The organism is Williamsia sp. M5A3_1d (genome assembly GCF_053345315.1).
The window spans coordinates 1,337,074-1,362,253 of the sequence record NZ_JBKEZX010000001.1 but is presented as its reverse complement, the minus strand read 5'-3'; the positions used below and the strand labels follow the sequence as shown (position 1 = coordinate 1,362,253).

16 protein-coding genes and 1 tRNA gene are annotated in these 25,180 nt (G+C 70.7%); 9 read left to right on the top strand and 8 right to left on the bottom strand.

Annotation, left to right across the window (positions count from 1 at the left end; translation table 11 throughout):
* The first annotated feature begins 46 nt into the window (after window positions 1-46).
* Window positions 47-352 (top strand): hypothetical protein, encoded by a 306-nt coding sequence (locus tag ACLBW1_RS06360; protein ID WP_447810776.1) that lies wholly within the window; start codon window positions 47-49, stop codon window positions 350-352.
* 13 nt (window positions 353-365) lie between these two features.
* On the opposite strand, the gene ilvA is transcribed toward ACLBW1_RS06360, so the two are convergent.
* Together ilvA and ACLBW1_RS06350 are read right to left on the bottom strand one after the other, a co-directional pair.
* On the bottom strand, window positions 366-1,565 hold the full coding sequence (gene ilvA / locus ACLBW1_RS06355) for a threonine ammonia-lyase (RefSeq protein WP_447810775.1): 1,200 nt from the start codon (window positions 1,563-1,565) through the stop codon (window positions 366-368).
* Between the two features lie 61 nt (window positions 1,566-1,626).
* Window positions 1,627-2,997: a neutral zinc metallopeptidase gene (locus tag ACLBW1_RS06350; protein ID WP_447810774.1), complete on the bottom strand. Its 1,371-nt coding sequence runs from the start codon at window positions 2,995-2,997 to the stop codon at window positions 1,627-1,629.
* Between the two features lie 96 nt (window positions 2,998-3,093).
* On the opposite strand from ACLBW1_RS06350, the gene ACLBW1_RS06345 reads away from it, so the two are divergent.
* Window positions 3,094-3,810, top strand: coding sequence for an LpqN/LpqT family lipoprotein (locus ACLBW1_RS06345; RefSeq protein ID WP_447810772.1), 717 nt, complete (start codon window positions 3,094-3,096; stop codon window positions 3,808-3,810).
* On the opposite strand, the gene ACLBW1_RS06340 is transcribed toward ACLBW1_RS06345, so the two are convergent.
* Genes ACLBW1_RS06340 through ACLBW1_RS06330 form a run of 3 tightly spaced genes read right to left on the bottom strand, consistent with a single transcriptional unit; the run spans window position 3,800 to window position 9,509 of the window.
* A complete protein-coding gene (locus ACLBW1_RS06340) occupies window positions 3,800-6,889 on the bottom strand; it encodes a BTAD domain-containing putative transcriptional regulator (RefSeq protein ID WP_447810770.1) in 3,090 nt (1,029 codons plus the stop codon). The genes ACLBW1_RS06345 and ACLBW1_RS06340 overlap by 11 nt on opposite strands.
* A gap of 44 nt (window positions 6,890-6,933) precedes the next feature.
* Window positions 6,934-8,106, bottom strand: coding sequence for a cystathionine gamma-synthase (locus tag ACLBW1_RS06335; RefSeq protein ID WP_447810768.1), 1,173 nt, complete (start codon window positions 8,104-8,106; stop codon window positions 6,934-6,936).
* Complete coding sequence (locus ACLBW1_RS06330; RefSeq protein ID WP_447810766.1) at window positions 8,103-9,509, bottom strand: cystathionine beta-synthase; 1,407 nt, start codon at window positions 9,507-9,509, stop codon at window positions 8,103-8,105. Before ACLBW1_RS06330 ends, ACLBW1_RS06335 begins: the two co-directional genes overlap by 4 nt.
* A 131-nt stretch (window positions 9,510-9,640) precedes the next feature.
* Between ACLBW1_RS06330 and ACLBW1_RS06325 the strand changes: the two genes are divergently transcribed.
* Both ACLBW1_RS06325 and ACLBW1_RS06320 read left to right on the top strand, forming a co-directional pair.
* The gene (locus ACLBW1_RS06325; RefSeq protein WP_447811167.1) at window positions 9,641-10,585 is read left to right on the top strand and encodes an SGNH/GDSL hydrolase family protein; all 945 of its coding nucleotides are present in this window, start codon (window positions 9,641-9,643) and stop codon (window positions 10,583-10,585) included.
* A 73-nt stretch (window positions 10,586-10,658) separates the two neighbouring features.
* On the top strand, window positions 10,659-11,882 hold the full coding sequence (locus ACLBW1_RS06320; protein WP_447810765.1) for an acetyl-CoA C-acetyltransferase: 1,224 nt from the start codon (window positions 10,659-10,661) through the stop codon (window positions 11,880-11,882).
* Window positions 11,883-11,951: 69 nt separating this feature from the next.
* On the opposite strand, the gene ACLBW1_RS06315 is transcribed toward ACLBW1_RS06320, so the two are convergent.
* From ACLBW1_RS06315 to ACLBW1_RS06305, 3 genes are all read right to left on the bottom strand, one after another.
* Entirely contained in the window at window positions 11,952-12,821 is an 870-nt protein-coding gene (locus ACLBW1_RS06315) for a Bax inhibitor-1/YccA family protein (RefSeq protein ID WP_447810763.1), read from the bottom strand.
* A 103-nt stretch (window positions 12,822-12,924) separates the two neighbouring features.
* Window positions 12,925-15,336, bottom strand: a complete 2,412-nt coding sequence (locus ACLBW1_RS06310) for an MMPL family transporter (protein WP_447810761.1) — start codon at window positions 15,334-15,336, stop codon at window positions 12,925-12,927.
* 87 nt (window positions 15,337-15,423) lie between these two features.
* The gene (locus ACLBW1_RS06305) at window positions 15,424-16,569 is read right to left on the bottom strand and encodes a DUF5995 family protein (RefSeq protein ID WP_447810759.1); all 1,146 of its coding nucleotides are present in this window, start codon (window positions 16,567-16,569) and stop codon (window positions 15,424-15,426) included.
* 260 nt (window positions 16,570-16,829) lie between these two features.
* On the opposite strand from ACLBW1_RS06305, the gene ACLBW1_RS06300 reads away from it, so the two are divergent.
* The 5 genes from ACLBW1_RS06300 to ACLBW1_RS06280 all read left to right on the top strand — a co-directional run bounded on the left by ACLBW1_RS06300 (window position 16,830) and on the right by ACLBW1_RS06280 (window position 25,126).
* A tRNA-Leu gene (locus ACLBW1_RS06300) sits at window positions 16,830-16,903 on the top strand.
* 129 nt (window positions 16,904-17,032) lie between these two features.
* The gene (locus tag ACLBW1_RS06295) at window positions 17,033-19,636 is read left to right on the top strand and encodes a LuxR C-terminal-related transcriptional regulator (RefSeq protein ID WP_447810757.1); all 2,604 of its coding nucleotides are present in this window, start codon (window positions 17,033-17,035) and stop codon (window positions 19,634-19,636) included.
* 280 nt (window positions 19,637-19,916) lie between these two features.
* The gene (locus ACLBW1_RS06290) at window positions 19,917-23,870 is read left to right on the top strand and encodes a hypothetical protein (protein WP_447810756.1); all 3,954 of its coding nucleotides are present in this window, start codon (window positions 19,917-19,919) and stop codon (window positions 23,868-23,870) included.
* Complete coding sequence (locus ACLBW1_RS06285; protein ID WP_447810755.1) at window positions 23,867-24,709, top strand: sulfotransferase family protein; 843 nt, start codon at window positions 23,867-23,869, stop codon at window positions 24,707-24,709. Before ACLBW1_RS06290 ends, ACLBW1_RS06285 begins: the two co-directional genes overlap by 4 nt.
* Window positions 24,710-24,730: 21 nt before the next feature.
* A complete protein-coding gene (locus tag ACLBW1_RS06280) occupies window positions 24,731-25,126 on the top strand; it encodes a VOC family protein (protein WP_447810754.1) in 396 nt (131 codons plus the stop codon).
* The last annotated feature ends 54 nt before the right edge of the window (window positions 25,127-25,180 follow it).

The following is a 25,180-nucleotide window of genomic DNA, read 5'->3' as shown; positions in this document are numbered from 1 at the left end:
ATCGCGGCGACAGAGTTTCCTCACACTCGCCGGGTGTGCTGGAGACATGACCACCACAGTGCTCCTCCTCGTCCCCACCGACGCCACACCTGACCACCTCGCGGTCGACCTCGCGCAACTGATGCTCCGCCGAGGATGTCGCGTGGTGGTGATCGGTACCGACGTCGCGATGCTGCTCGAGGCCGTCCGCGGATACGGGTCCGCGCGCGCCGCCGCCATCGTCGGAGACCACCGCGACCCCACCGCCCGCAACGCCCTCCTCGCCACGGCGCGAGCGTGCTTCGGCTCCATCGATCTCGTCATCGACCCGACGCACGACACCGACGCACACACCCTCGCCCTCGCGGCGTGACGGCCCTGTTCGATCAGTCGAAGAATCCCGCCGCGCGCAACGCCGCACGCACCGCGGTCTGGTGGTCCGGTCCGCGGGTCTCGAGACTGACCGTCACCTGCACCTCGCCGAGGCGTAGTTCGCCCGCGACGCGGGAGTGTATGACGTCGACGACGCTGGCCCCGGAATCACGAAGGGTCTCCAGCAGCATCGCGAGGCCGCCCGGCCGATCGGGCACGGTGACCGCGACCGTGAGATAGCGGCCTGCCGCCTGCAGACCGTGCGTCGTGAGATGCGACAGCAGCAACGGGTCGACGTTGCCTCCGGAGAGCACCGCGCACACCGGACCGGGCAGCCTCAGCGCACCCGGTTCCATCAGTGCCGCGACCGCCACCGCGCCGCCGGGCTCGACCAACAACTTCGCGCGTTCGAGCATCAGCAGGACCGCACGGCTGATGAGATCCTCTCCCACGGTGACGATCTCGTCCACGAGCGACTCGACGTGGGCGAAGGTGACCGAGCCGGGCATCGCGACCGCGATGCCGTCGGCCATGGTGTTCATCTCCGCCACGCGTGTGGGTGTGCCCGCCGCGATCGACCCCGGCCACGCCGCGGCGGCCGCCGCCTGTACCCCGACGACACGGATCTGCGGCCGCACGGCCTTGATCGCCGCCGCCACCCCGGCGAGGAGCCCCCCGCCACCCAGCGGCACCACCACGGTGCCCACGTCGGGCATCTGCTCCATGATCTCCACCCCGACCGTGGCCTGGCCGGCGACGATGTCGGCGTGGTCGAACGGATGGATCAGGACCGCGCCGGTCTCGTCGGAGAACGCCTGCGCCGCAACCAGACTCTCGTCGATGATCTCGCCCTCGAGCACCACCTCGGCCCCGTAGGCGCGGGTCGCGGTCACCTTCGGCAACGACGCGCCCGTCGGCATGTACACCCGGGAGGCGATGCCCAGCGTCGTCGCCGACCACGCCACCCCCTGCGCATGATTGCCCGCGCTCGCCGCGACCACACCCCGCGCACGTTCGGCGTCGGTGAGACCGGCGATCCGCCGGTAGGCACCGCGCGGCTTGAACGACCCTGTGCGTTGCAGGTTCTCGCACTTGAGCCAGACGTCGGCCCCGCACATGTCCGACAGGGCGCGCGACGCCACCATCGGGGTGCGCCGCATGACCGGCGCCAGCATCGCCACCGCCTCGTCGATCTGCGCAGAGCTGATCACCATGGACCCGACGGTAGCCCCCGCACCGCCTCCGCGCCGCGCGCCGACGCCGCGGTCCGGCGACTCAGGGCAGACAGGCCCGCGCGCCGTCGATGACACCGCTGCGATAGGCCTCGACACGCACGAACCCGGTGCCCTGGCGGTCGGCGTCACCGTCTCCGCGGAACAGCAACAGCGCCGCGATGGCCTCGTCGAGGTCGCCCGGGGACAGCGAGTACGCACTCGACGACGGCCGGTTGCCCAGCAACACGCTGGCCGTCCAGGCGCCGGCGAGGCAATCGGCCCGCTGCGAACTCGTCTTCTCGTCGGAGTCGTCGCCGAGCCTCGACAGCGCGGCGATACCCCACTGGGTGGCCAACAGGACCGCGACCGCGAAATCGCCGCCCTCTCGGTAGAAGGTGGGCATCGCGTCGGTGCTGTCGAAGGCGACGTAATCGTCGGGCACACAGTAGAACAGCAGGAACCCCTCGGTCGGGCTGTTCCCGCATGTGGGTGCCGAACCCGGGGCGAAGGGGACCACGCGCCGCACCGGGACCCACGGGGCATCCGCCAGTTCGGGATACAGCTTCGACCAGTAGTCCTCCAGATCGACGGGCACGCCGGCGATGATGTCGGCGTAGGGGGCGTCGCCGCCCCCGGCCGCGTCCGCCTCGCTGCGGAACGGCAACTCGATCACGGCGGGTGATCCGTCGCGGTACGCCGCGCACGTGGCGAGGCCTTTCTCGTAGCCGTTCTGGAAGGCGTTCACGCGGTCGAAACCACTGCCGTGGGCGGAGGAGTCGGTCGCCGCCGTACCGGGCTCGTCGCGCAGTTCGAGGAATCCCGCGAGCGCCCGATCGAGGTCGGCGGCACTGATCGGGTACTCGCGGCTGTCGATGGCGTGACGACTCCAGGCACCGGCGAAACAGTCCGCCTGGATCTCGCGGGTGATCGTTGCGCCCTCGAACCCGGCACGGGCCTGCACCGCGTGCCCCCACTCGTGGGCGATCACGATCGGGATGACGAAGTCTCCGTAGGTCTCCCGCAGTCGCCGGAGCAGGCCGGTCGCATCCCAGGCCACCACGTCCTCGGTGGCGCAGTAGAACGCGTTGCCTGCGATGTCGGATGCACTCTCGGCGCAGGGCGGCAGCGGTCCGGTGTCCGGGTCGACGCCGTAGAAGCCACCCGACACCGGCGTGTACGGGCGGTCGTAGAGCGCCGGGAACTCGGTTCCCCAGTACCGCTGCACCCGCGAGATCGCGGTGGCGACCTGGCCGTTGACCGGATCGGAGGCGTCACCCTCGATGGGCACCGATGGTGCCGCCGCACTCGACGACCCTGCGCCGCGGGGAGGGGCTTCGCCCGAGGAACACCCCACCGCGCAGATCATGGTCGCGGTCGTCAGGACCGCGAGCACCGAGACGGGGACACGTGAGCGGCGGCGCATGGACGTCATGGCGGCGACCCAACCCCGGCGACGTTGGGGAAAGGATGGATGTCGAACTGCACGCGATCCAATCGATCTCCAATCGGGCGTCGCTACGGTGCCGCCATGAATCACAGCACCGTTCGCCTCCTCGCCGTCACCACCTGCGCCACCGCGGCTCTCGCGCTGGCCGGATGCAGCAGCGACTCCTCCGACAGCAGCTCCCCTTCCACCTCGTCGGCGACGTCGTCGGCCGCCTCCACGGCGTCGTCGAGTCCGTCCACCGGCGCGCTGGTACCCCGCGACATCGACGCCAGCGGAACGAACTTCACCATCGCCGACTACATCAAGCAGAACAACATCGTGGAGACACCGCTCAAGCCGGGAGCCGAGGGCGCACCCACCATCGACCTGCCGATGCCGGAGGGGTGGGCGACAGCGGGTGACAAGACCCCCGACTATGCCTACGCCGCCATCGAATACACCGGCCCCGACGCCTCGCAGGCGTCGTACCAGCCGAACTTCATCGCGTTGCTGTCGAAGCTCGAGGGCGATGTCGACGCGCAGGCGTTGATCGAGGCCGCGCCCGGCGAGATCAAGAACCTCAAGGGCGCCTCCGTGTTCGACGAACGCACCACGACACTGTCGGGGTACCCCGCGTACGAGATCGCCGCCACCTACGACCTGGAGGGCACCGAGGCACTCAGCGCCCAGAAGACCGTGATCATCCCCGGTGCCGGTGCGACGTACATCCTGCAGCTCAACGGTACGAGCGATCAGGCGCAGGCCGAGATCCTCGGTGCCGCGGCCAAGGCGATCGACGGGGCGACCATCAGCCAGTGAGCCCGGCGCTCGACCCGGTGTCACCGATGAGGCGGGCGTCGGCCGTGTGCAGCATCCTGCGCACGGCCGGCCTCGTCTCCCAGGCCCTCTCGCCGTGTGCGCGCGCCGTCATCGCGGCGCGGTGCGCGCTGGCGAGGGCGTCGTCGAGATGTCCGTGCGCCTGCTCGATCTCCGACAGCAGCTGCAGGTACAGCGGCAGGAAGACGACCATGCCGCCGGAGGTGTGCAGCGCCAACGCATCCCGCGCCTCCCCGGTGGTGTCGGGGCCGTCGCGTTCGAGACCGCGGGCCCACGCGCCGATCAGCCGCGCCGACCCCAGCAGGTCAACCGCGCCGACCGCGGTCAGCGTGTCGACCAGTGCCGCGGACTCCTCCGCCGTCCCCGTGACCACGCCGCAGTAGGCGCTGACCTGCAGCCGGTTGACCGACAGGATCGCCTCGGCGAAACCGTTGGACCGGGATCGGGCGAATTCCATCCCGGTGCGCGCCACGGCCCGACCCATCCCGTGGTCGCCGCGAACGGCGTGCGCCAGCGCGGCGACACCGAGAGCACGGATGTCGAGCAGCAGGAGGTTGTCGGCGGGGGCGATCGGTGGGACCGCGGCCTGCAGCGTCTCCACCGCGACGATGGCACCGTCGGGGTCACCGCTCATCAAGGCCGCGACGGCCCGCACGTAGTAGCCCGCCGCACCGGCCGCCGGTTCCCCGTCGGCGGTGAACCTGTCGATCAGCTTCTCGCCCAGCACCGCGGCCTCTCGGTATCCGGCGGTCCCCACCAACATCGCGCACCGCAGCGCCACCGCCGAGGTGAACTCGGCAGCGGAGGTCATCGCGGCACCGGCGCGGAACACCCTGGCCAACGCCTCCTCGGTCTCGAGGGCGTTGTGTCCGGTCAACACCGCGAGGACCGACGCGCGTTGCATCCAGAACCGCGCCGCACGCTCGTGGCGGGTGTCGTCGTCGGGCAGGCGCTCGAGCATCGTCACCGCCCGTTCGGTGAGCTCGGCGATGTCGAGGTACTCCGCCCGCGACACCGCACCGCGCAACGCGCCCTCGATCAGCGCCCCGGCGACAGCGGGTTCGAGGTGGGCGCCCGCGCGCCAGGCGTGGTCGGCGGCGGCCATCGCCTGCTCGTATCCGCCGACCTGCGCCCGCGTGGCGTACGACCCCGCGATGCGTGCGTGGGCTCGATCCCGCTCGCCGAACGACAACCCGTCCGCGGCGACGAGCTGGATCACGTTGTGGGCGAACCAGTATCGGTACGGCGCTTCGTCGCCGGCGACGAGGACCCCGGCCCGGCATGCGGGTGCGAGACGTGCACGCAGGTCGGTGTCATCGGTCTCGAGCACCTCCGCGAGCACCGCCGCCTCGAAGGATGCACCGATGAGCCCACCGACACCGATCGCGTGGCGGGTGCGTCGCGGGAGTGCCGCGAGACGACGTCGGACCACCCCGGCAACCGCGTCGGGCGGTGCGGAATCGGGGATCTCGCGGGTGTCGGCGTCGAGATGGCCGCCGGCGTGGAGCAATCGGGCGAGTTCGCGCACGTGGAACGGGTTCCCGGCGGTCCGGGCGTGGATCGCGTCGATGAGATCGGGGTGCGCGCGCACACGGGTCTCGGCGGTGACGAGTTCGCGCACACCGTCGACGTCGAGCGGACCGAGGCCGATCGTGAGGGTGTCCGAGCGGCTGAGCAGGCGGTGAAACGCTTTGGGACGCAATGGTCGATCGGCCCCCGCGTCCTGCCACGTGACCACCACCAGCAGCGGTATCTCCCGGAGGCGCGGCGCGAGTAGTTCGAGCACCTCGCGGGTCGCCTTCTCGGCGTGATGGAAATCGTCGAGGACCACCAGGGTCGGTCGATCGGAGACGAGCAGCGCGATGACCTCGACGAGTTGACCGGCGTCCTCGAATCGGGAATCGGGGGCGACGGCCGTCCCGGCCGGGGATCGACGCACCGCGGCGGTGGCGAAGACCTCCGGTGCGAGTGCTCGCGCCCGGTCGGCCATCGTCGCCGAGGCGGTCTCGGCCAGTCGTCGGATGACGTGCACCCAGGTCCACATCGGCGGCTCGCGGAGCGCACCGGTGTGCCCGGCCCACGCGAAGCCGAACCCGCGTTCGGCGGCGTCGTCGACGACGACCGCGGCCAGCGACGACTTCCCGGTGCCCGAATCACCGCGGATCACCGCGATCGTCCCGCGACCCCGCGCCGTGGTCGTGACCGCGTCACCGAGGAGTTCGATCTCGCGGTCACATGCGACCAGGCGGTGGTGGGCGGCGGTGTCGATCTCCACGGTCCCGACGTCCAGACGCCGGGGGTGATGGTCGAGATCGCCGGATTCGCGGGCGATCTCACGACGCAGCTGTTCGAGGGCCGCGCCCGGCGCTACACCGAGATCGGTGTGGAGGACGTCGCGGGCCCTCGCGTAGGTCGCCAACGCCTCCGCACGGCGACCGGAGCGGTAGAGCGCGACCATGAGCTGCCCCCAGAGCCGCTCGTGCAGCGGGTCGATCCGCACCTGGTCCTGGAGTCCCGGGATGAGCTCGGCGTCGCGGCCGAGGGCCAGGCCGGCTTCGAACAGTCCCTCTGCCGCCGTCGTCCGCAGCGCGGTGAGCCGGTGCACAGCGGCATCGGCGAACGACCGGCCGGCGAAGTCGAGCAGGGGCGGTCCGCGCCACAGGGCGAGCGCCGAGGCGAGGATCTGTTCGGCGAGACCGGCGTCGCCGACGGTGAGCGCGTGGCGCCCCCGGGCGGTGAGGTCGTCGAAGGTGACGACATCGAGTTCGCCGGGCGCGATCTCCACGCGATAACCGGCGGCGTCGGTGATGATCGCGGCCGAGGAGTGTTCGACGGCGGTGTCCATGGCACGACGGAGGTTGGCGACGTAGGCGCGCACCGACGTCACCGGTTTCGCGGGCGGGTCGTCGTCCCAGATCGCATCCACGAGTCGGTCGATGTCGACCGTGGAGCCGGCGTTGAGCAACAACACCGCCAGGACAGCCCGCTGTTTGCGCCCGCCCAGGACTACGTCGCGCGCACCCGCACGCACGTCCATATGCCCGAGAAGCCGGTATTCCACCTGCCGATGTTAAGCATTTTCTCAGGTTCCAGGGGCGTTTGCGCTCAGCTCAACGCGTTCTCCACGTCACCGAGGAGGTCGGCGATGTCCTCGATACCGACCGACAGGCGGACCAGATTCGCCGGGACCTCCAGCAGCGAGCCCTCCGTGGACGCGTGCGTCATGGCCGCGGGGTGCTCGATGAGGGACTCGATCCCGCCCAGCGACTCGGCGAGGGTGAACACCTCGGTGCGGGCGCAGAAGTCCTGTGCCGCCGGGGCTCCCCCGGCGACCAGCACCGAGATCATGCCGCCGAAGCGCTTCATCTGCCTTGCCGCGACAGCGTGGTTCGGGTGCGACTCGAGGCCCGGGTAGAGCACCTTCTCGATCTTCGGGTGCGACTGCAGGTACTCGACGATCTTCTCGGCGTTGTCGCTGTGGCGGTCCATCCGCACCGCGAGGGTCTTGATGCCGCGCAGGGTCAGGTAGGCGTCGAACGGCCCGGGGACCGCACCGGCACCGTTCTGCAGGAACGCCAGATCGGTGTCGAGCTGCTCGTCGTCGGTGACCAGCGCACCGCCGACGACGTCGGAGTGCCCGCCGAGATACTTGGTGGTCGAGTGCAGCACCACGTCGGCGCCGAGCGTGAGCGGCTGCTGCAGGTACGGCGAGGCGAAGGTGTTGTCGACGACGAGTTTCGCGCCGGCCTCGTGTGCGACACCTGCGATCGCCTCGATGTCACCGATGTTGAGCAACGGGTTGGTGGGCGTCTCGACCCACACCAGCTTGGTCGCGGGGGTGATGGCCGCGCGCACCGCATCGATGTCGGAGACCGGTGCCACCGAATAGTTGATGCCCCACTGGGTGAACACCTTGTCGATCAGACGAAACGTCCCGCCGTAGGCGTCGTTCGGGATCACCAGGTGGTCACCGGGACGCAGCGTCGCGCGCAACAGGGCGTCGGTGGCCGCCATGCCGGAGGCGAAACCCCTTCCGTACGAACCGCTCTCGATCGCCGCGAGGTTGCCCTCGAGTGCCTGCCGCGTGGGGTTGCCGGTGCGCGCGTACTCGAATCCGCCGCGCATCCCGCCGACGCCGTCCTGGGCGAAGGTGGAGCTGGCGTAGATCGGGGGGTTGACCGCCCCGGTCAGCGGGTCCGGTTCGTAGCCGGCGTGGATCGCCTTGGTGCCGAATCCCTGCCACCGACTCGCGTCGACACGGCTGCGTTGTTCACTCATGACGATGTTCCGATCCGGGGTGAGGAGCTGACGAAGGCCAGCAGGTCGTGTCGGGTGATGACGCCGATCGGCTTGCCGTCCTCGACGACCATCAGCGCGTCGGACTCACCGAGCGCCTTGGTCGCCGCCGACACCGGTTCGCCCGCGCCGATCAGTGGGAACGGTTCACCCATGAACGACGACACCGGGTCGGCCAGGCTCGCGCGCCCCTCGAACACCGCGCTCAGCAGCTCGCGTTCGGTGACCGCACCAGCGACCTCGCCGGCCATGATCGGCGGCTCGGCCCCGACGACCGGCATCTGCGACACCTCGAACTCGCGCAGGATCTCGATCGCGTCGCGCAGGGTCTCGGCCGGGTGGGTGTGGACGAAGTCGGGCAGGGCACCGGACTTGCCGCGCAACACGTCGCCGACCGACGGGTCCCCCTTGTCCTTGCCGTCGAGCGAGGTGCGCAGGAATCCGTAGCTGCTCATCCACCTGTCGTTGAAGATCTTGGCCATGTAGCCGCGACCGCCGTCGGGCAGCAGCACCACGACGACCGCGTCGGGGCCCTCGCGCTCGGCCACCTTCAGCGCCGCGACCATCGCCATGCCGCAGGATCCGCCGACGAGCAGACCCTCCTCGCGGGCGAGGCGGCGCGTCATGTCGAACGAGTCGGCGTCGGAGACGGCGATGATCTCGTCGGGGATCGAGGGGTCGTAGGCGCTGGGCCAGAAGTCCTCGCCGACACCCTCGACGAGATACGGGCGTCCGGTGCCGCCGGAGTAGACCGAACCCTCGGGGTCGGCGCCGATGATCTTCACGCGACCATCGGACATCTCCTTGAGGTAGCGACCGGTGCCGGTGATGGTGCCGCCGGTGCCGACGCCGGCGACGAAGTGGGTGATCTTCCCGTCGGTGTCGGCCCAGATCTCCGGTCCGGTGGTCTCGTAGTGGCTCTGCGGGCCGGCGGGGTTGGAGTACTGGTTGGGCTTCCACGCGCCGTCGATCTCGCGCACGAGGCGGTCGGAGACGCTGTAGTAGCTGTCGGGGTTGTCGGGGGCGACCGCGGTCGGGCACACGACGACCTCGGCGCCGTAGGCCTTGAGCACGTTGCGCTTGTCCTCACCGACCTTGTCGGGGCACACGAAGACGCAGTGGTATCCGCGCTGCTGGGCGACGAGCGCGAGGCCGACGCCGGTGTTGCCCGAGGTGGGCTCGACGATCGTGCCGCCGGGCTTGAGCTCACCGGAGGCCTCGGCCGCGTCGACCATCTTGACCGCGATGCGGTCCTTGGACGACCCACCGGGGTTGAGGTATTCGACCTTGGCCGCGACAAGCCCCGATCCGGGGCTGACGACCGAGTTCACCTTGACCAGCGGGGTGCCGCCGACCAGGTCGACGACGTGATTGGCGATGCGCATGACTCCATCGTTCCAGACCCGCGCGCGAGGTGTCGCAGGCGATGCCCTCCATCCGGCGAGCCCCCGCCCTGCACCCCGGTTCGTTCGTCGCCGACCGATACGCTGGCCGTGTGCCTGCAACCCGGCGGCGAATGGTCCGCGATGTCACCGCGACGGTGGCCGCGACGGCGGGCACCGCCGGCGCCGGGTGGGCGGTGTACTCGTTTCTCACCGGTCAGGCCCGTACGGCGCGGTCGGTGATCCCCCATCGCACCGACAACGCGCCCAACGGCGACGGCCTCTATCTCCCCGACGGATCCGGTCCGCAACGCATCACACCGCGCAGCGAGTTCGACCTGCACCTGATGGTGTTCGGCGACTCGACCGCCGCCGGACTCGGCGCCGACGTCGCCGACGAGACACCCGGGGTGGTCCTCACGCGGATGCTGTGTCGCGAGAGCGGTCTGCGCGTGCGGTTGAGCACGAAGGCGATCGTCGGTGCCACCTCGCGCGGGCTGTCGGGACAGGTCGACGCCATGTTGATCGCCGGCGCGCCACCCGACGTCGCGGTGATCCTCGTCGGCGCCAATGACATCACCGCCCGCAACCGACCCGGCCCCGCCGCGCGACGACTCGGCTCGGCGGTGCGGCGGCTACGCGAGGTCGACGCGCACGTCATCGTGGGCACCTGCCCCGATCTCGGTGCCGTCACGGCGATCCCGCAGCCGCTGCGATCGGTGCTGCGGCAGTGGGGTTTCCGACTCGCGGCCGCGCAGGAGCACGAGGTGCGCGCCGCCGGAGGCCGCCCGGTCCCCCTCGCCGACCTGCTGGCCAAGGAGTTCCTCGCCGCCCCGGAGCGGATGTTCTCCGCCGACAATTACCACCCGTCGGCGGCCGGGTACCTCCTCGCGGCACAGACGATGCTTCCCGAGGTGCTCGCGGCGATCGGCGAATGGGGCGCGGGGCCACTGCCCGACCCGCCCGAGGTCTCGGAGTTCGCGGAGAACAACCGCCTCGTCGTGCGGTTGCGCCGACGGCTGGGATGGCCGGTCCGGCTGCGTCGCAGGCGGGCCGAGGTGGCGTTGGCCGAGCGTTAGCTCGGTGCCCCTCTCGATGGCGTAACGTCCGATCCGCCCACGCACCACCCACGAACTCCCGAGGAGCCTCGTCATGCCCGAAGCCGTCATCGTCTCCACCGCGCGCTCGCCCATCGGACGGGCGGTCAAGGGATCGCTCAAGGACCTGCGTCCCGACGACATGGCGGCACAGATGATCGAGGTCGCCCTGGGCAAGGTGCCCGAGCTCGACCGCGCCGACGTCGAGGACATCCATCTCGGGATCGGTCAGCCCGGCGGTGCCGGCGGTTTCAACATCGCCCGTGTCGTCGCCGTACAGCTCGGCCTCGACTCCGTGCCCGGTGTGACGGTCAACCGCTACTGCTCGTCGTCGCTGCAGACCACCCGGATGGCGTTGCACGCCATCAAGGCCGGCGAGGGTGATGTGTTCATCTCCGCCGGTGTGGAGAGCGTCTCGAGCTACGGAACCCTCGGCAACTCCGACGGGTGGCCGAACAGCAAGAACCCGATCTACGAAGAGGCCCAGGCCCGCACCGCCACGGCCGCACAGGGCGGCGGCCCCGCGTGGACCGACCCGCGTGCATCCGGCCTGATCCCCGACGTCTACATCCCGATGGGCCAGACCGCCGAGAACGTGGCGACGCTGACCGGCATCTCGCGTGAGGACCAGGACCGCTGGGGCGTCCAGAGTCAGAACCGCGCCGAGGCCGCGATCAACGCGGGCTTCTTCGAGCGTGAGATCGACCCGATCACCCTGCCCGACGGCACCGTCGTCTCCACCGACGACGGCCCGCGCGCGGGCACCAGCTACGAGAAGGTGTCGCAGCTCAAGCCCGTCTTCCGTCCCGACGGCACCATCACCGCCGGCAACGCGTGTCCGCTCAACGACGGCGCCGCGGCGCTGGTCATCATGAGTGACACCAAGGCCAAGGAGTTGGGCCTCACGCCCCTCGCGCGCATCGTCGCCACCGCGGCCACCGGTCTGTCGCCGGAGATCATGGGTCTCGGCCCCATCGAGGCGATCCGCAAGGTGCTGAAGATCGCCGGGAAGTCGATCTCCGACATCGACCTCGTGGAGATCAACGAGGCCTTCGCGATCCAGGTGCTGGGCTCGGCCGCCGAACTCGGCATCGACCACGACAAGCTCAACGTCTCCGGTGGGGCCATCGCCCTGGGCCACCCGTTCGGCATGACCGGTGCCCGCATCACCACCACGCTGATCAACAACCTGCGCACGCACGACAAGACCTTCGGTATCGAGTCGATGTGTGTCGGTGGCGGTCAGGGCATGGCGATGGTGCTCGAGCGCCTGAGCTGAACGCTCCTCCGACGCAAAGAACCCCGCACCCCCTCTCGAGGAGGTGCGGGGTTCTTCGTCAGCCGGTGACTAGTCGGAGTTGAAGTAGCTAAGCAGTCGCAGGATCTCGACGTACAGCCACACCAGGGTGACGGTGAGTCCGAGGGCGATGCCCCAGGCCGCCTTCTCCGGTGCGCCCGCGCGGATGAGGCGGTCGGCCGAGTCGAAGTCGACGAGGAAGCTGAACGCCGCCAGGCCGATGCAGACCAGCGAGAAGATGATGGCCAACGGGCCACCGTCGTAGAGACCCAGGCCCGATCCGCCGTTGAAGAACCCGACGACCAGGTTGCCGAGGATGAGGACGATGACGCCCATCATCGCGGCGAACAGCATGCGGGTGAAGCGCGGGGTGACGCGGATGGCGCCCGTCTTGTAGACGACGAGCATGCCCGCGAAGACGCCGAACGTGCCGAGGACGGCCTGACCGATGAGCACGCCCGCGGAGATGCCGCTGACCGCGTAGTTGGCGAACACGAACGAGATCGCACCGACGAACAGACCCTCGAGGACCGCGTAGGACAGCACGATCGCGGGGTTGTCCTGCTTGCGACCGAAGGTCGCGACCAGGACGAGCGCGAGGCCACCGAGCGCGCCGATCAGCAGCAGCGGCATCGCCAGGCCCTCGTTCTGGTGCACGAGGAAGTAGGAGATGATCGCCGACACGATCAGCACACCGAGGGTGCTGGCGGTCTTGGTGACGACGTCGTCGATGGTCAGTGAGCGGGCACCGACCGGCTGCCCGGGGCGGGCGTAGGGGTCGACCTGCTGGGGCTGGCCGGGCTGGCCGAACATGGCTCCCTGGCCGGCACCGGCCATCCCGGTCCCGAACCCGGCATAGCCACCCGCCTTCTGGTTGTCGCGGAGGACACCCCGCATCACCGGATTGCTACTTTCTCGCACCGTCTGGTCCCTTCGATTCGTCTGTCGTCCGTCGCCTGTGACCGTCTGGTCGAGCGACTCACCCGTTCAACGACCGAGGTCGTCGGTGAGTTCCGGATCGACTTTACTTCCTCTTGACCTTTGTCGCAGAAACCCGGGACGCCGTGGGCCGTGCCGCGCGGATCCGAGATGTGGACGTCGGGGTCCGCGCGCCCCGGGCGGCGGGCGGGCGGGCCGCGGACCGGGTGACGCCGCCGCGACGGGATGTCGCTTCCCCGGGGTCCCCCGTCGGACGCGGCGGCGCGGGGAGCCCGGGTTCGGCGAGACCGAACCGGTCGTGCAGGCGACGTAGCGGTGCCGGTGCCCACCAGTTGGCCCGACCGGCGAGCTTCATGATCGCCGGCAGCAGCAGCATGCGGACCAGAGTCGCGTCGACGAGGACGGCGATCATCAGTCCGAGGCCGAACATGCGCATGAACGACACCTGCGAGGCCACGATGCCCGCGAACACGATCGCCATCAGCACCGCGGCGGCCGTGACGACCCGGCCGGTGCGAGCGAGCCCGTATGCGACGGCGGTCTCACTGTCGGCCCGGGTGGCGCGGCCGGTGCGCAACCACTCCTCCCTGATCCGCGACAGCAGGAACACCTCGTAGTCCATCGACAGCCCGAAGGCGATGCAGAACATCACCACCGGCATCGTCGCCGCGAGGGTTCCGGTGACCGTCGTCCCGAGGCCGCCGAGGTGGCCGTCCTGGAAGATCCACACCATCGCACCGAAGGTCGCGCTCAGCGAGAGCACGTTGAGCACCAGGGCCTTCAGCGGCAGCAGGATCGAGCCGGTGAGCATGAACAGCAGCAGCACCGTCGTGATCGCGATGACACCCAGCACCAGCGGCAGTCGATCGACGATCGCGGCGACGTTGTCGACGTTCTGCTGCGCGAGACCGGTGAACAGCACGGGGGTGTCGGCGGGTCGCGGCACCGCGCGCAACGCATCGAGTTGTCGGGTGCCCGCCGAGGAGAACGGGTCGAGCGCGGTGGAGACGGTGAGGAACTGGCCGGCCGATCCGCTCGCCCCCGGGTCGCCGGAACCGTCCTTGCGGTTGTCGACATAGGTCGCGGCCGCGGTGGTCACCGACTCGACGTCGGCGACCTGTGACAGTCGCGCCGCGTAGGTCTCGATCGACGCGTTCGCCGCGGCATCGGTTCCCACCCGCGGCAGCACGGCGGTGACCGTGGACGAGGCGTTGGTCTGGAACGCCGTGCGCAGCTGTTGGCCCACCTGATAGGTCGATGCCGACGACGGCAGCACGCGTTCGTCGGGGAAGCCGAGCTTGATGCCGAGGAACGGCGCGCCGAGGAGCAGCAGGAGCGCGGTGATGATCAGTCCGGTCGCGACCGCGCGACCGAACACGAAGTGCGTGGTGCGGTAGAAGATCGACGTCTCGGGGGTACCCGGTGTCGGCGGGGGCCGCCGGAGCAACCGTCTCAAGGGGCGGCGGACGTCGCCGGCGTCGACACGGTCGCCGAGCATCGTGAGGATGGCCGGGGTGAGGACGAGGGCGGCGATCGCGGCGAGCGGGATCACCCCGAGACCGGCGTAGGCGAACGAGCGCAGGAAGTACATGGGGAAGATCGCCATGGCCGACAGCGCCAGCGCCACGGTGATCGCGGAGAAGATCACCGTGCGACCGGCGGTCATCATGGTGCGCAGCAGGGCTTGCGGGCGGTCGAACCCGTTGCCGATCTCCTCGCGGTAGCGGGTGATGATCAGCAGCGTGTAGTCGATCGCGAGCGCGAGACCCAGAGCCGTGGCCATGTTGAGCGCGAACACCGACACGTCGGTGAACGACGTCAGCACCCGCAGGATGGCGGCCGTCCCGATGATCGACACGATGCCGATCGCGATGGGGATGGCCGCCGCGACCAGCCCGCCGAACACGAGAACCAGCAGCGCGAAGCTGATGGGGATGGCGATCGCCTCGGCGATGGCGAGGTCGCGGGAGGTCTGGTCGTTGACCTGCCGGTAGGCCAGCGCCTCACCGCCCACGGTGACGGTGATGCCGGAGGTGTCGCGGAAACGGTCGGCGATCTCCTGGGCGTGGCGCGCACCGTCGCGTTCGCCGCCCAGCACCGAGAAGACGATCAGTCCGGTGCGGCCGTCGGTACTGCGCAACGAGGCACCGAAGTCCGGGTTCTGCCACAGCGACACGATCGGTTGCTGCACAAAGGAATCGGCGGAGAGGGATTTCGTGATGTCACCGGCGAGGTTGGTGGCCGTGGCGTCCGAGCCGATGTCGCCGTCGGCGGGCATCCGCAGGGCGATGATCACCTGGAGTCCGCCGCGACCGAACGCCTGTTCCAGAATCTGATCTGCACGGGCCGACTCCGAGGCCGGATCGCTGTACCCGCCCGCCGACAGGTGCGATGCGACGCCGACACCCAGCACGCCGCAGATGGCGACGAAGACGACCGCTATCGCGAGCACGACACGGGGTGCGGCCGTCACCCGACGGGTCGAACGGGCGAGCACGCTGATGGCCTCCGGCGAAGAGATGTGGGTCCGTGGTGCGGATTCGTCAACGTAGCAGCCGAGGCTGAGAGCGCCGCCGGGCGCGAGTCAGCGGCGGGCGACGCCGTCGCGCGTGAGGTGGTAGCCCCGTTCGAAGGCCAGCATCCGGTCGCGCTCGATGTCGTAGTAGAACCGCCGAAGCAGGGCGTCGCGCAGTTCCGGCGCCACCGTGCGGGTCAGTCGGAACAGTCGCGGCATCAACGGGGCGGGGACGTCGGCGACGAGACGGTCGAGCGCAGCGCCGTACATCGGCGCCATCCGCAGGTAATCGGGCCGGAACTCCTTGTAGTGACGGGTATCCCGGTAGTGGGCGTCGTACACCTCGGCCAACGCGCGGTGCATGTCCTCGTGCATGTGGGCCTGGGCGGCAGAGACCACCCCGGCCGCCATGTGTCGGAACCTGCGCCCGTCCCCGATCTCGTCGCACGCACCCCACGCCTCGCGCCACCGCGGCGGCACCGGACCGTTGGTGCGATAGCTGTGCAGCACCGACACATGCCGACGGTGGATCGCCGCCAGCAGGCGCAGCGCCCACTCCGGTTCGGCGAACGCATCGGTGTCGATGAGCCGCAGGAACTCCTCGGTGGTCAGCTCGACCATCCGGGCGAACCAGTACTTGGGATCGCCCTCGGCGGCGAGTTCGCCCGCGAGGTGTCGCTGATGCTCGAGTTGCCGCCCGGCCTCGGGGCGCAGCAGCATCGCCGTCGAGCGGCGCGGGCGTCGTCGCGAGGAGGGGCGGCCTCGATCGGATGTCGCCGGAAGCAACTTCGACTGGGCCGACAGGCCGGCGAGGGATCGTTCGAGTCCGCGTCGGACGCCCGGTTCCACGAGGGCCCCGAACTTCGAGACGAAGTCGACGTCGACGGTGTAGCGGACGGCGCACCCGTCGTCCGTGGGGTCGATGTCGATGCGGCAGTGGTAATTACGCAGCAGGGCGGGGCTCTTGTAGACGACGTAGTCGAAGCGATGCGGCTCGTCGGCCACGGTGACGACCTCGTGCACCGTGTTCCACACCGGGGTGCCGAGATTGACCTCGCGCATCGCACCGGGCCGGTCCATCCGATCGTCGCCGCCGGGGTCCTCCACGGTGGTCAGCACCGGCGACCACGTGTTCTTCTGGTTCGGATCGGTCAGCAGCTTCCACGCCTGCTCGGCGGAGCAGTCGAGGTCGGTGGCCATGTCGATGCGCGTCATCAGATGTCAGCGTTCCAACTGTTCGTATGTACGAGTGGTGGGGTGAATGGTGTCGCTCTCGACGATCGAAGTCAAGATGTGTCGGAACCCCGCGGCCGACCGCTCACGAACGACCCAACCCTGACACAGCAGCCCCCGGGCCGTCGACCGTTTCGGGGCGTTCGGTGTAGTTCACAAGCAACTGTCCGACCTGTCGCGATTCCCGCTGCGCGTCGATGAGATGCTGTGTGTCAGAAAACAGGTGGTTACCCACAGCAACGGCCCCTATAGCCCAATTGGCAGAGGCAGCGGACTTAAAATCCGCCCAGTGTCGGTTCGAGTCCGACTGGGGGCACAACATCGCCACATCTCCCCCAACGCCTGGTGCATTTGCCACGTGCGCCGCGGGATCAACGACAGCTCATCTACTGTCGAGGAAACGAAGCCGTCGCCGATCGGCGACGGCGACAGTCGACGAGGGGTCATGGCACAAGACTGGGCCGTGGTCGGACGCGAGAGCGAGATCTCCGCGGTCCGTGAGGTACTCGAGCGGGTAGACGTCCGAGGGATCGTGTTGTTCGGCGCTGCCGGGGTCGGGAAATCCTGCCTCGCCCGGGAGGTCGCCCGACGCGCCGGCACCGACGGATGGAGCGTACGCACCGTCTCGGCGACCAGCACGAGTCACGGCGTGCCACTGGGTGCGTTCGCGCGATGGACCGACGACCGCGCGACCACCCCCGCGGCGCTTGTGCGGCGGGTCGCTGAAGCCGTGATCGCCACCGTCGCAGCCCACCGGCTCCTGCTCGTCGTCGATGACGCACACCTGCTCGACGATCTGTCGGCACTGGTGGTGGAGCACCTCGTCAACTGTGGGGTCACCGTGTTGGTGACGGTGCGCTCCGGCGAACGTGCTCCGGCGGCGATCACCGCGCTCTGGAAGGAACGGCGGGTGGTTCGGCGCGAGGTGGACGTCCTGTCGTCGGAGGCCGTCGACGCAGCGCTGGAGTCCGCCTTCGGCGCGCCACCGGACCGGCACTGCGGGCAACGGTTCGCCGAGCTGGCGCAGGGCAACATGCTCTACGTGCGGCAGCTCGCCGACCAGGAGGCCGATGCCGGGAACCTCCGTGTCGCCGACGGCATGCTCCGTTGGGAGGGTCGCATCGAGGTGCGCGGGTCGTTGGCAGAGCTCGTCGACACCCACATCGGGGCCCTGGACGAGACGGTTCGCGACATCGTCGATCTCGTGGCCGTCTCCGAGCCCGTCGAATCACGCTGCGTCACAGCACTCACCGAACAGTCGGCGCTCGAAGAGGCCGAGCAACGCGGGCTGATCCGGATGGCCGACGGCCTCGTGTTCGTGGGACACCCGCTGCTCGCCGAGATCCGCCGCGAACGGTGCGGATCGGCGAAGCTGCGACGACTTCGAGGCCAGGTCGCCACCTCGATGGGTGAGAGCCGCAGTGCCGCAACGCTGGTGAAGCGTGGACTGTTGTGGATCGACTCCGACCTCGCCCCGGACCGAGAACTCCTGCTCGCGGCCGCCACCGCGGCGAACTCGATGCTGGACTTCGACATCGCCGACCGACTGTTCGCCGCGGCCGCCGAGGCGGGCAGCGGCGACGGGGCCTACGTCTCACGGGCGTTGTCGCTGTTCATGATGAGCGAGGGCGAATCCGCCGACGCCGTCCTCGCGCACGCCCCCGCGGTGGGCGACGTCGGGTCGGGCTTCATCAACGACGTGGTGATGCGCGCCTCCAATTCACTGTGGACCCTGCGGGCACCGCAGGAGGCCACGCGGATCGTCGACGACGCCCTGCGCGTCGAGACCGGCGAACGGCGCCAACAGCTGCTGGTGTTCCGGGCTGTCCAGTACGCACTGGCCGGGCGCGCCGACGCCGCGCTCGACATCCTCACCGACGTCGACACCGGTGCACTCGATTCGTTCGGCGGCGCGATGGTGGGCCTGACCGAGTGCATGGCGCACAGCGAGTTCGGACAGACCGACCGCGTCGTCTCGGCGGCGGCACGCGCGTCACACGCCATCGCGGCATCGGAGCAGGGCGCACACCTGCGGGGTCCGGTCACCGAGATCTACGCCTCCGGACTCGCGATGTCGGGCCGGGTACTCGATGCCGTCGAGGTGGCCACCCGGTTCCACCGCAGCCGGTACAGCCGCGCGGCGGCGATGCGCCCTGTCGCCGAACAGATCCTCGGGATGGCCCACTACGCCGCGGGTGATCTGACCGCAGCGCTCCGACATCTCCCGGCCCGGTTCGTTGCCACCGACTGGGCCGAACGCGGTTTTCTCACCGTCCACAGCTTCGCTCGATTCCACCTGCTGCGGGCTCAGGCGCTCGCGCGGACCGGAGACGTCGAGGGCGCTGCGCGCGCCCTCGACACCGCGCGTGAACTGCGGCATCCCGCGTATCAGTACTACGACTCGTCGGAGTTGATGGCGGAGGCCTGGATCGCCGCGGTGACCCTCCGCCTCGACGATGCCCGCGCCGCGGCGGCGGAGGCGGCTGCCACCGCACGCGCCCTGAACCAACCGGTCCGCGAGATCTGTTGCCTGCAGATCTCTGTCCAGTTCGACGACGTGACGGTCGTCGAACGCCTCGACGAGCTCGCCACCAGCATCGGCACGCCGCGTGCCCTCGCGGCCGCCCGTTACGCCGGCGCGCTCGCCGACGACGACGCCACCGGTCTGCTCGCGGCATCCGACGACCTCGAGACGATGGGCGACCGACTGGCCGCCGCCGACGCCGCGGCGCACGCGTCGGCCTCGCATCGACGCCGGGGGCGAGACGCCGACGGCGACAGCGCGTCGGCGCGAGCGCGACGACTCGCCGTCGAATGCGGCGGCGCGATCAGTCCGGCCCTGTCGACCATCGCCACAGGCGCCAGACCCCCACTGAGCCGCACCGAACGACAGATCGTCGGACTCGTCGCGCGCGACATGTCGAATCGGCAGATCGCAGAGTCGATGTCTCTGTCCATCCGCACCGTGGAAAGCCACATCTACCGCGCGGCACGGAAGGCCGGGGTCACCGGCCGCGCAGGGTTACGCGCTCTGGTCGAGAGCGAATAGGCCCCCGATCGGCCGTGTCGCACACGGCCGGAATGCATGGTGCCAGCAACTCTTTCGCCTGGGTGAGGACACCGCCGCACCGGATGTGCCAGGACGTCGAATACGGCACGACACGTGTCCACTACTGCATTCGACGGCCCTGACTACTGCAATATCCCCATGCCATCGGAGATCGACCGGTGTGCCGCAGAGGGTCGGTTACGTTCACGCAGTTACGCGCGACTCGGACCTGCGGTGCAGCTCGTCCCGCCGGGTGAGCGTGCATTCTCCAGGGAGTCCCGTGGCCGGCAAGCACCGCAAGAATCGTCAGAACACGCAGTTGCGCACCCGCGCGGATCACCGGGTGATCCCGGCGGCGAGTTGGGTGAGCGCCGGAGCCGTCACCGTCGGGCTGGGTGCCGCTCTCATGGTGGGCGCCGGTATCGCTGCGGCCGAGACCGCACCCGCAGACGGCGGGGCGACCACGTCGCCGTCGACCGGTGGCGCGGCGTCGGAGAAGGTGGCGCCGTCCACCGGCACCGCGACCCCCAACACCTCGAACACCGACACCTCGAACAGCGGCACCTCGACCACCACCGCCGAGACCCCCGGGCCGATGTCGCCGACGCAGGGGTCCCCGTCGGATTCGACCACCCCGCCGCCGACCGGACAGTCGGCCACGCCGTCGACGCCGGCCATCACTCCCACCGTCCCCGTGGACTCGGGCGCATCGACGCCCTCCACCGGCGGTGGTGACGGCGAGGCCGGCACACATGCCTCCACGCCGCTGACCGGGACCGTGCCCGGCGCGGGAGCGACCCCCGCCCCGCCGGTGGTCGCCGAACCGACCCCGCCGAGCACGACGCGCCCGGTCACACCGGCGACGTCGACCGCACCTCCCGCGAGCGCGACCAGGGCACCGGCGGCGTTGCTGTCAGCCAGCCAGCCGTCGGTGGCGTTCTCGGCGCCCGCGGGACCCGGCCTGTCACGGTCGATCTACACCTATGGCATCGGTCCCGCACTCGTCGCGCCCGCACTCGCTGAACCCGAAACAGCTATGGCACCAGGCGATCCGGGCGCACTCGTCGGATACATCGTCTCGCTGTTCATCAGCAACGGGACGGCCGCTCGTCCGAACGCCGGCCTTCTGATCGGCACCGGGTACAGCTTCACCGACGCCACGTGCACCGCCAGCACCTCGTGCACCGGCGGAAACGGTGGACTGCTGTTCGGTATCGGCGGCAACGGATTCCGCGGCGGGAACGGCGGAGGCGTCGGGTTCATCGGCAACGGCGGCGCCGGTGGCGCCGGTGAGGCCGGCATCAACAGCGGTGCCGGTGGCAGGGGCGGCAACGCCGGATTGCTGCTCGGAACCGGTGGTATCGGCGGCGCGGGTGCGGCCGGAACGCGAGGATCGAGCGGCACCAACGGTTCCGCCACCGGTACCTCGGGCACCAGCGGCACCGCGGGCGGCGCAGGCGGGGCAGGTGGTGCCGGCGGCAACGGCGGACTCCTGTTCGGTGGCGGCGGCGCCGGTGGCGCGGGCGGTGCCGGTGCCGACGGCGGGCGCGGGGGCAACGGTGTCGACGGCGCGTTTGCGACGACAGCGGGTGGGAACGGCCAGGACGGCGGCAACGGTGGTGACGGCGGCGCGGCCGGCGCAGGTGGCGTCGGCGGCGCGGGCGGCGGCTCGATCCTCGGGGTCGCCGGTGCAGATGGCCGCGGCGGCAACGCCGGAACCGGTGGCGACGCGGGGTCCGCCGGTTCGGGTGGAAACGGCGCGGTGGGCAACAGCACGACACCGAACGGCGGATCGGGTGGCAACGGTGGGAACACCGGTACGGCCGGAGCCGCTGCCCGTGGCGGCGCCGGGGGCGGACGTCACGCGGCCACGATGGCGGGAACCGACGGTGTGGCAGGAACGCCCGTCACCGGCGGCGGCAACGGCGGCACCGGCGGCGACGGCTTCTCCCCGCTCGCGCCGGGTGCGACACCCGGCAACGGTGGACGCGGCGGCAACGGTGGCAACCGGGGCAACGGCGGTGCGGGCGGCAACGGTGGCGGCGGCACCGCGGGAACCGACGGCACGGCCGGTCAGCTCCTGGTCCGCCTCGCGGGCAACGGCACCGCGGGTGTCGCGGGCGGCGCGGGCGGGGCCGGTGGGCTCGGCGGGTCGATCTCGGGTGACGGCGGCGACGGTGGTCGCGGCGGTGTCGGCGGACGGGGCGGCAACGGAGGCGCGGGAGCGACCGGGCTGGACGGGGCGATCGTGTCCGGGAACGGCGGCACCGGCCAGAACGGTGGCAACGGTGGTGCCGGCGGCGCGGGTGGCGCAGGTGGAGCCGCAGGCGGTGTCGCCACCGGCGGAACGGGTTCCGCGGGCACCGACGGCAACGGCGGCGCGGGTGGATCCGGCGGCGACGCCGGCACACCGGGCGACGGCGGCGACGGTGCGAGCTACTTCTTCGATCACGCCGCCGGAAACGGCGGCAACGGTGGCAACCCCGGCACTGCGGGAGTCGGCGGCGTCGGCGGCGCGGCCGGCGGCATCGCCGGTGGTTCGACCGGCGCGACCGGGAGCACCGGTGCGGCGGTGACGAGCGGCGGCAACGGCGGTCGCGGCGGCAACGGTGGCACCGCTCTGCTCGGCGGGGCCAACGGGACCAACGGCGCCGTCGGCAGGGACGGTTTCGACGGCGGTCAGGGTGGCAACGGCGGCGCGGTCGGCAACGGTGGCGCCGGCGGAAACGGTGGCAACGGCCGGATCGGCGCCAACGGCCAGAGCGCGGCGAGTGGCACGGGCGGGAACGGGACGACCGGTGCCGTCGGCGGCAACGGCGGGGCCGGCGGCGCGGGTGGTCTCGGCGGGTCGATCTCCGGCAACGGCGGGGCCGGCGGCGCCGGGGGCATCGGCGCGGCGGGCGGCAACGGCGGTTGGGGCGGCAACGGCAAGTCGGGAGGCCCTTTCCAGAGCGGCCAGCAGGGCGGTGCAGCCGCAACCGGCACGCAGGGCGGAGCGGGTGGCGCAGGCGGCGCCGGCGGCGCGGCCCAGGGATCGGGCGACGGCGGCCAGGGCGGCAACGCCGGGGCAGGCGGCGCCGGCGGACTCGGCGGCAACGGCGGCGCAGGCGGACAGAACGGCTCGCAGCCGCTGCCCGAAGGCAACCCGATCGGCTCCAATCCCAAGGCAGGAAACGCCGGCGTCGGTGGCGCCGGCGGGCGCGGAGGTTCCGGGGGAACCGGCGGTGTCGGCGGAGCGGCACTCGGTTCGGGCGAAGGCGGAGCCGGCGGCCTCGGCGGCGCAGCCGGTGCGGGTGCGGCCGGTGGCATCGGAGGGGTCGGCGGCGCCGACTTCGGGGTCTACGACACCAACGGCGGTTACGGCGGCAAGGGCGGCGCCGGTGGCGCAGGCGGATCGGCCGGACAAGGCGGTGCCGGTGGCATGACCATGGGCGCCGGGACCGGCGGAGCGGGAGGCGCCGGCGGGTCCGGTGCCTCAGGCGGCGTCGGTGGCGCCGGCGAGACCGGGGGACGCAGCAGCGAGTTCTCAGGGTCAGGTGCCGACGGCGGCGCGGGTGGCGCGGGATCGAAGGGTGGCGCCGGCGGCACCGGCGGCGCAGCTCTCGGTACCGGCTTCGGCGGTGCGGGCGGGATCGGCGGATTGGCCGGTACCGGCGGACGCGGCGGCAACGCGGGTAACGGCGCACCGCACTACAGTTCGGCGGGTTTCGGGACCGGCCAGGGCGGCGACGGTGGCGTCGGTGGCGCAGGCGGTCAGGGCGGCACGGGTGGCACCGGCGGTTCCGCGGTCGTCGGCCCCGCGGGTGCGGGCGGCGCCGGTGGCAACGGCAACTTCGGCGGCGCCGCGGGCAACGGTGGCAACGGCGGAACCGGCGGGTATGGCGGTGCCTTCGGCACGTCGTCGGGCACCGGCGGTGAGGGTGGTGACGGCGGAACCGGCGGGGCCGGTGGGCAGGGTGGATTCGGCGGGGTCGGCGGGGCCTCCGAGTTCGGCCCGGGCGGAGCCGGCGGCAAGGGCGGCAACGGGTCGAGCAGTGGCAACGGCGGCGCAGCAGGCCTCGGCGGACACGGCCACGTCTTCGCGCTCGATCCCGATCGCGCCAAGGACGGGCCCGCCGGGGTGAAGGGCTCGGTCGGCGAGACCGGTGAGCTCGGGTTCGGCGGCTCGGGTGGCGGGGGGACACCGCCGGGACCCGACGGCGCCAACGGTGCCGTCGGGTTCTCCCGGAGGTGACCGCCGACCTCCCCAGGTCGACCTCGACGCGGCAGGCCACGCACTTCATCTCCGGCCTGCCGCGGTCCGGCTCCACCCTGCTGTCGGCGTTGCTGCGTCAGAACCCCCGGTTCGAGGCCGGTATGTCCGGTCCCCTGGCGGGTCTGTTCGGTGCGCTGCTCGGTCAGATGAGCGCCCGCAACGAGTACTCGGTGTTCATCGACGACGCGCGGCGCGAACGGGTGCTGCGTGGCCTGTTCGACAGCTTCTACGCCGACACCGACGCCGAGGTCGTGTTCGACACCAACCGGGCCTGGTGCGCGTCGATGCCTGCGATCGCGCACCTGTTCCCCGACGCGAAGGTCATCGCCTGCGTCCGCGACCTCCCTTGGGTGATCGACAGCATCGAAAGGCTGGTGCAACGCAACGTGTTCAGCCCGTCGTCGATCTTCGACTACAGCGCAGGCGGGACGGTCTACACCCGCGCCAACGCCGTGGCTGCACAGGACGGCATGGTCGGCGGTCCGTTCGACGCCTTGAAGCAGGCATGTTTCGGCGCACAGCGCGACCGTCTGATACTCGTCCGCTATGAATCGCTGACCACCAATCCCGCAGCGACCCTGCGGGCGATCTACGACTTCATCGACGAGGAGCCGTTCGAGCACCACTTCGACGGCATCGACTACGACGTCACCGAGTTCGACCGTCGTGCCGGCACTCCCGGACTGCACACGGTCGGCCGGACCGTGCGGCCGTCCACCCGCGAGACCCTGCTGCCGCCGGATCTGTTCGCGCGCTTCGCCGACGACGCGTTCTGGCGCGACGAGGAACGACTACCCGAGGGCCTGCGCATCGTCTGATGCACCTGCGATGATCACGCGATGCAGATGAAGCTCGAACTCGTGGTCGTCCCGGTGTCCGACGTGGACCGGGCGAAGACCTTCTACGTCGAGACCCTCGGGTGCAACCCCGACGTCGACGTGTCGCCGGCACCCGGCGTCCGCGTGGTGCAGGTGACTCCCCCGGGCTCGGCGTGCTCGATCGGGATGGGTGAGGGAATCCCGGCCTACGACGAGATGGCGCCCGGAACGGTCAAAGCACTACACCTGGTGGTTAACGACATCGAGGCTGCGCGTAACGAACTCGCCGGTCGCGGCGTCGACATCGGCGAGATCGTCGACGTGGGCGGCGGCGTGCGCTACGCGGGCTTCGCCGACCCCGACGGCAACTCGCTCACCCTGCAGGAGATGGCCTGGCGCACCGGTGACGCCTACTGACGGGTTCGACAACCGTCATTGCTATATACCGATCGGTGTACTACCGTCGTCGCC

Coding starts and splice junctions, on each gene's coding strand:
- ACLBW1_RS06360 (WP_447810776.1), top strand. CDS start 47: ATGACCACCACAGTGCTCCTCCTCGTCCCCACCGACGCCACACCTGAC.
- ilvA (WP_447810775.1), bottom strand. CDS start 1,565: ATGGTGATCAGCTCTGCGCAGATCGACGAGGCGGTGGCGATGCTGGCG.
- ACLBW1_RS06350 (WP_447810774.1), bottom strand. CDS start 2,997: ATGACGTCCATGCGCCGCCGCTCACGTGTCCCCGTCTCGGTGCTCGCG.
- ACLBW1_RS06345 (WP_447810772.1), top strand. CDS start 3,094: ATGAATCACAGCACCGTTCGCCTCCTCGCCGTCACCACCTGCGCCACC.
- ACLBW1_RS06335 (WP_447810768.1), bottom strand. CDS start 8,106: ATGAGTGAACAACGCAGCCGTGTCGACGCGAGTCGGTGGCAGGGATTC.
- ACLBW1_RS06330 (WP_447810766.1), bottom strand. CDS start 9,509: ATGCGCATCGCCAATCACGTCGTCGACCTGGTCGGCGGCACCCCGCTG.
- ACLBW1_RS06325 (WP_447811167.1), top strand. CDS start 9,641: ATGGTCCGCGATGTCACCGCGACGGTGGCCGCGACGGCGGGCACCGCC.
- ACLBW1_RS06320 (WP_447810765.1), top strand. CDS start 10,659: ATGCCCGAAGCCGTCATCGTCTCCACCGCGCGCTCGCCCATCGGACGG.
- ACLBW1_RS06305 (WP_447810759.1), bottom strand. CDS start 16,569: ATGACGCGCATCGACATGGCCACCGACCTCGACTGCTCCGCCGAGCAG.
- ACLBW1_RS06295 (WP_447810757.1), top strand. CDS start 17,033: ATGGCACAAGACTGGGCCGTGGTCGGACGCGAGAGCGAGATCTCCGCG.
- ACLBW1_RS06280 (WP_447810754.1), top strand. CDS start 24,731: ATGCAGATGAAGCTCGAACTCGTGGTCGTCCCGGTGTCCGACGTGGAC.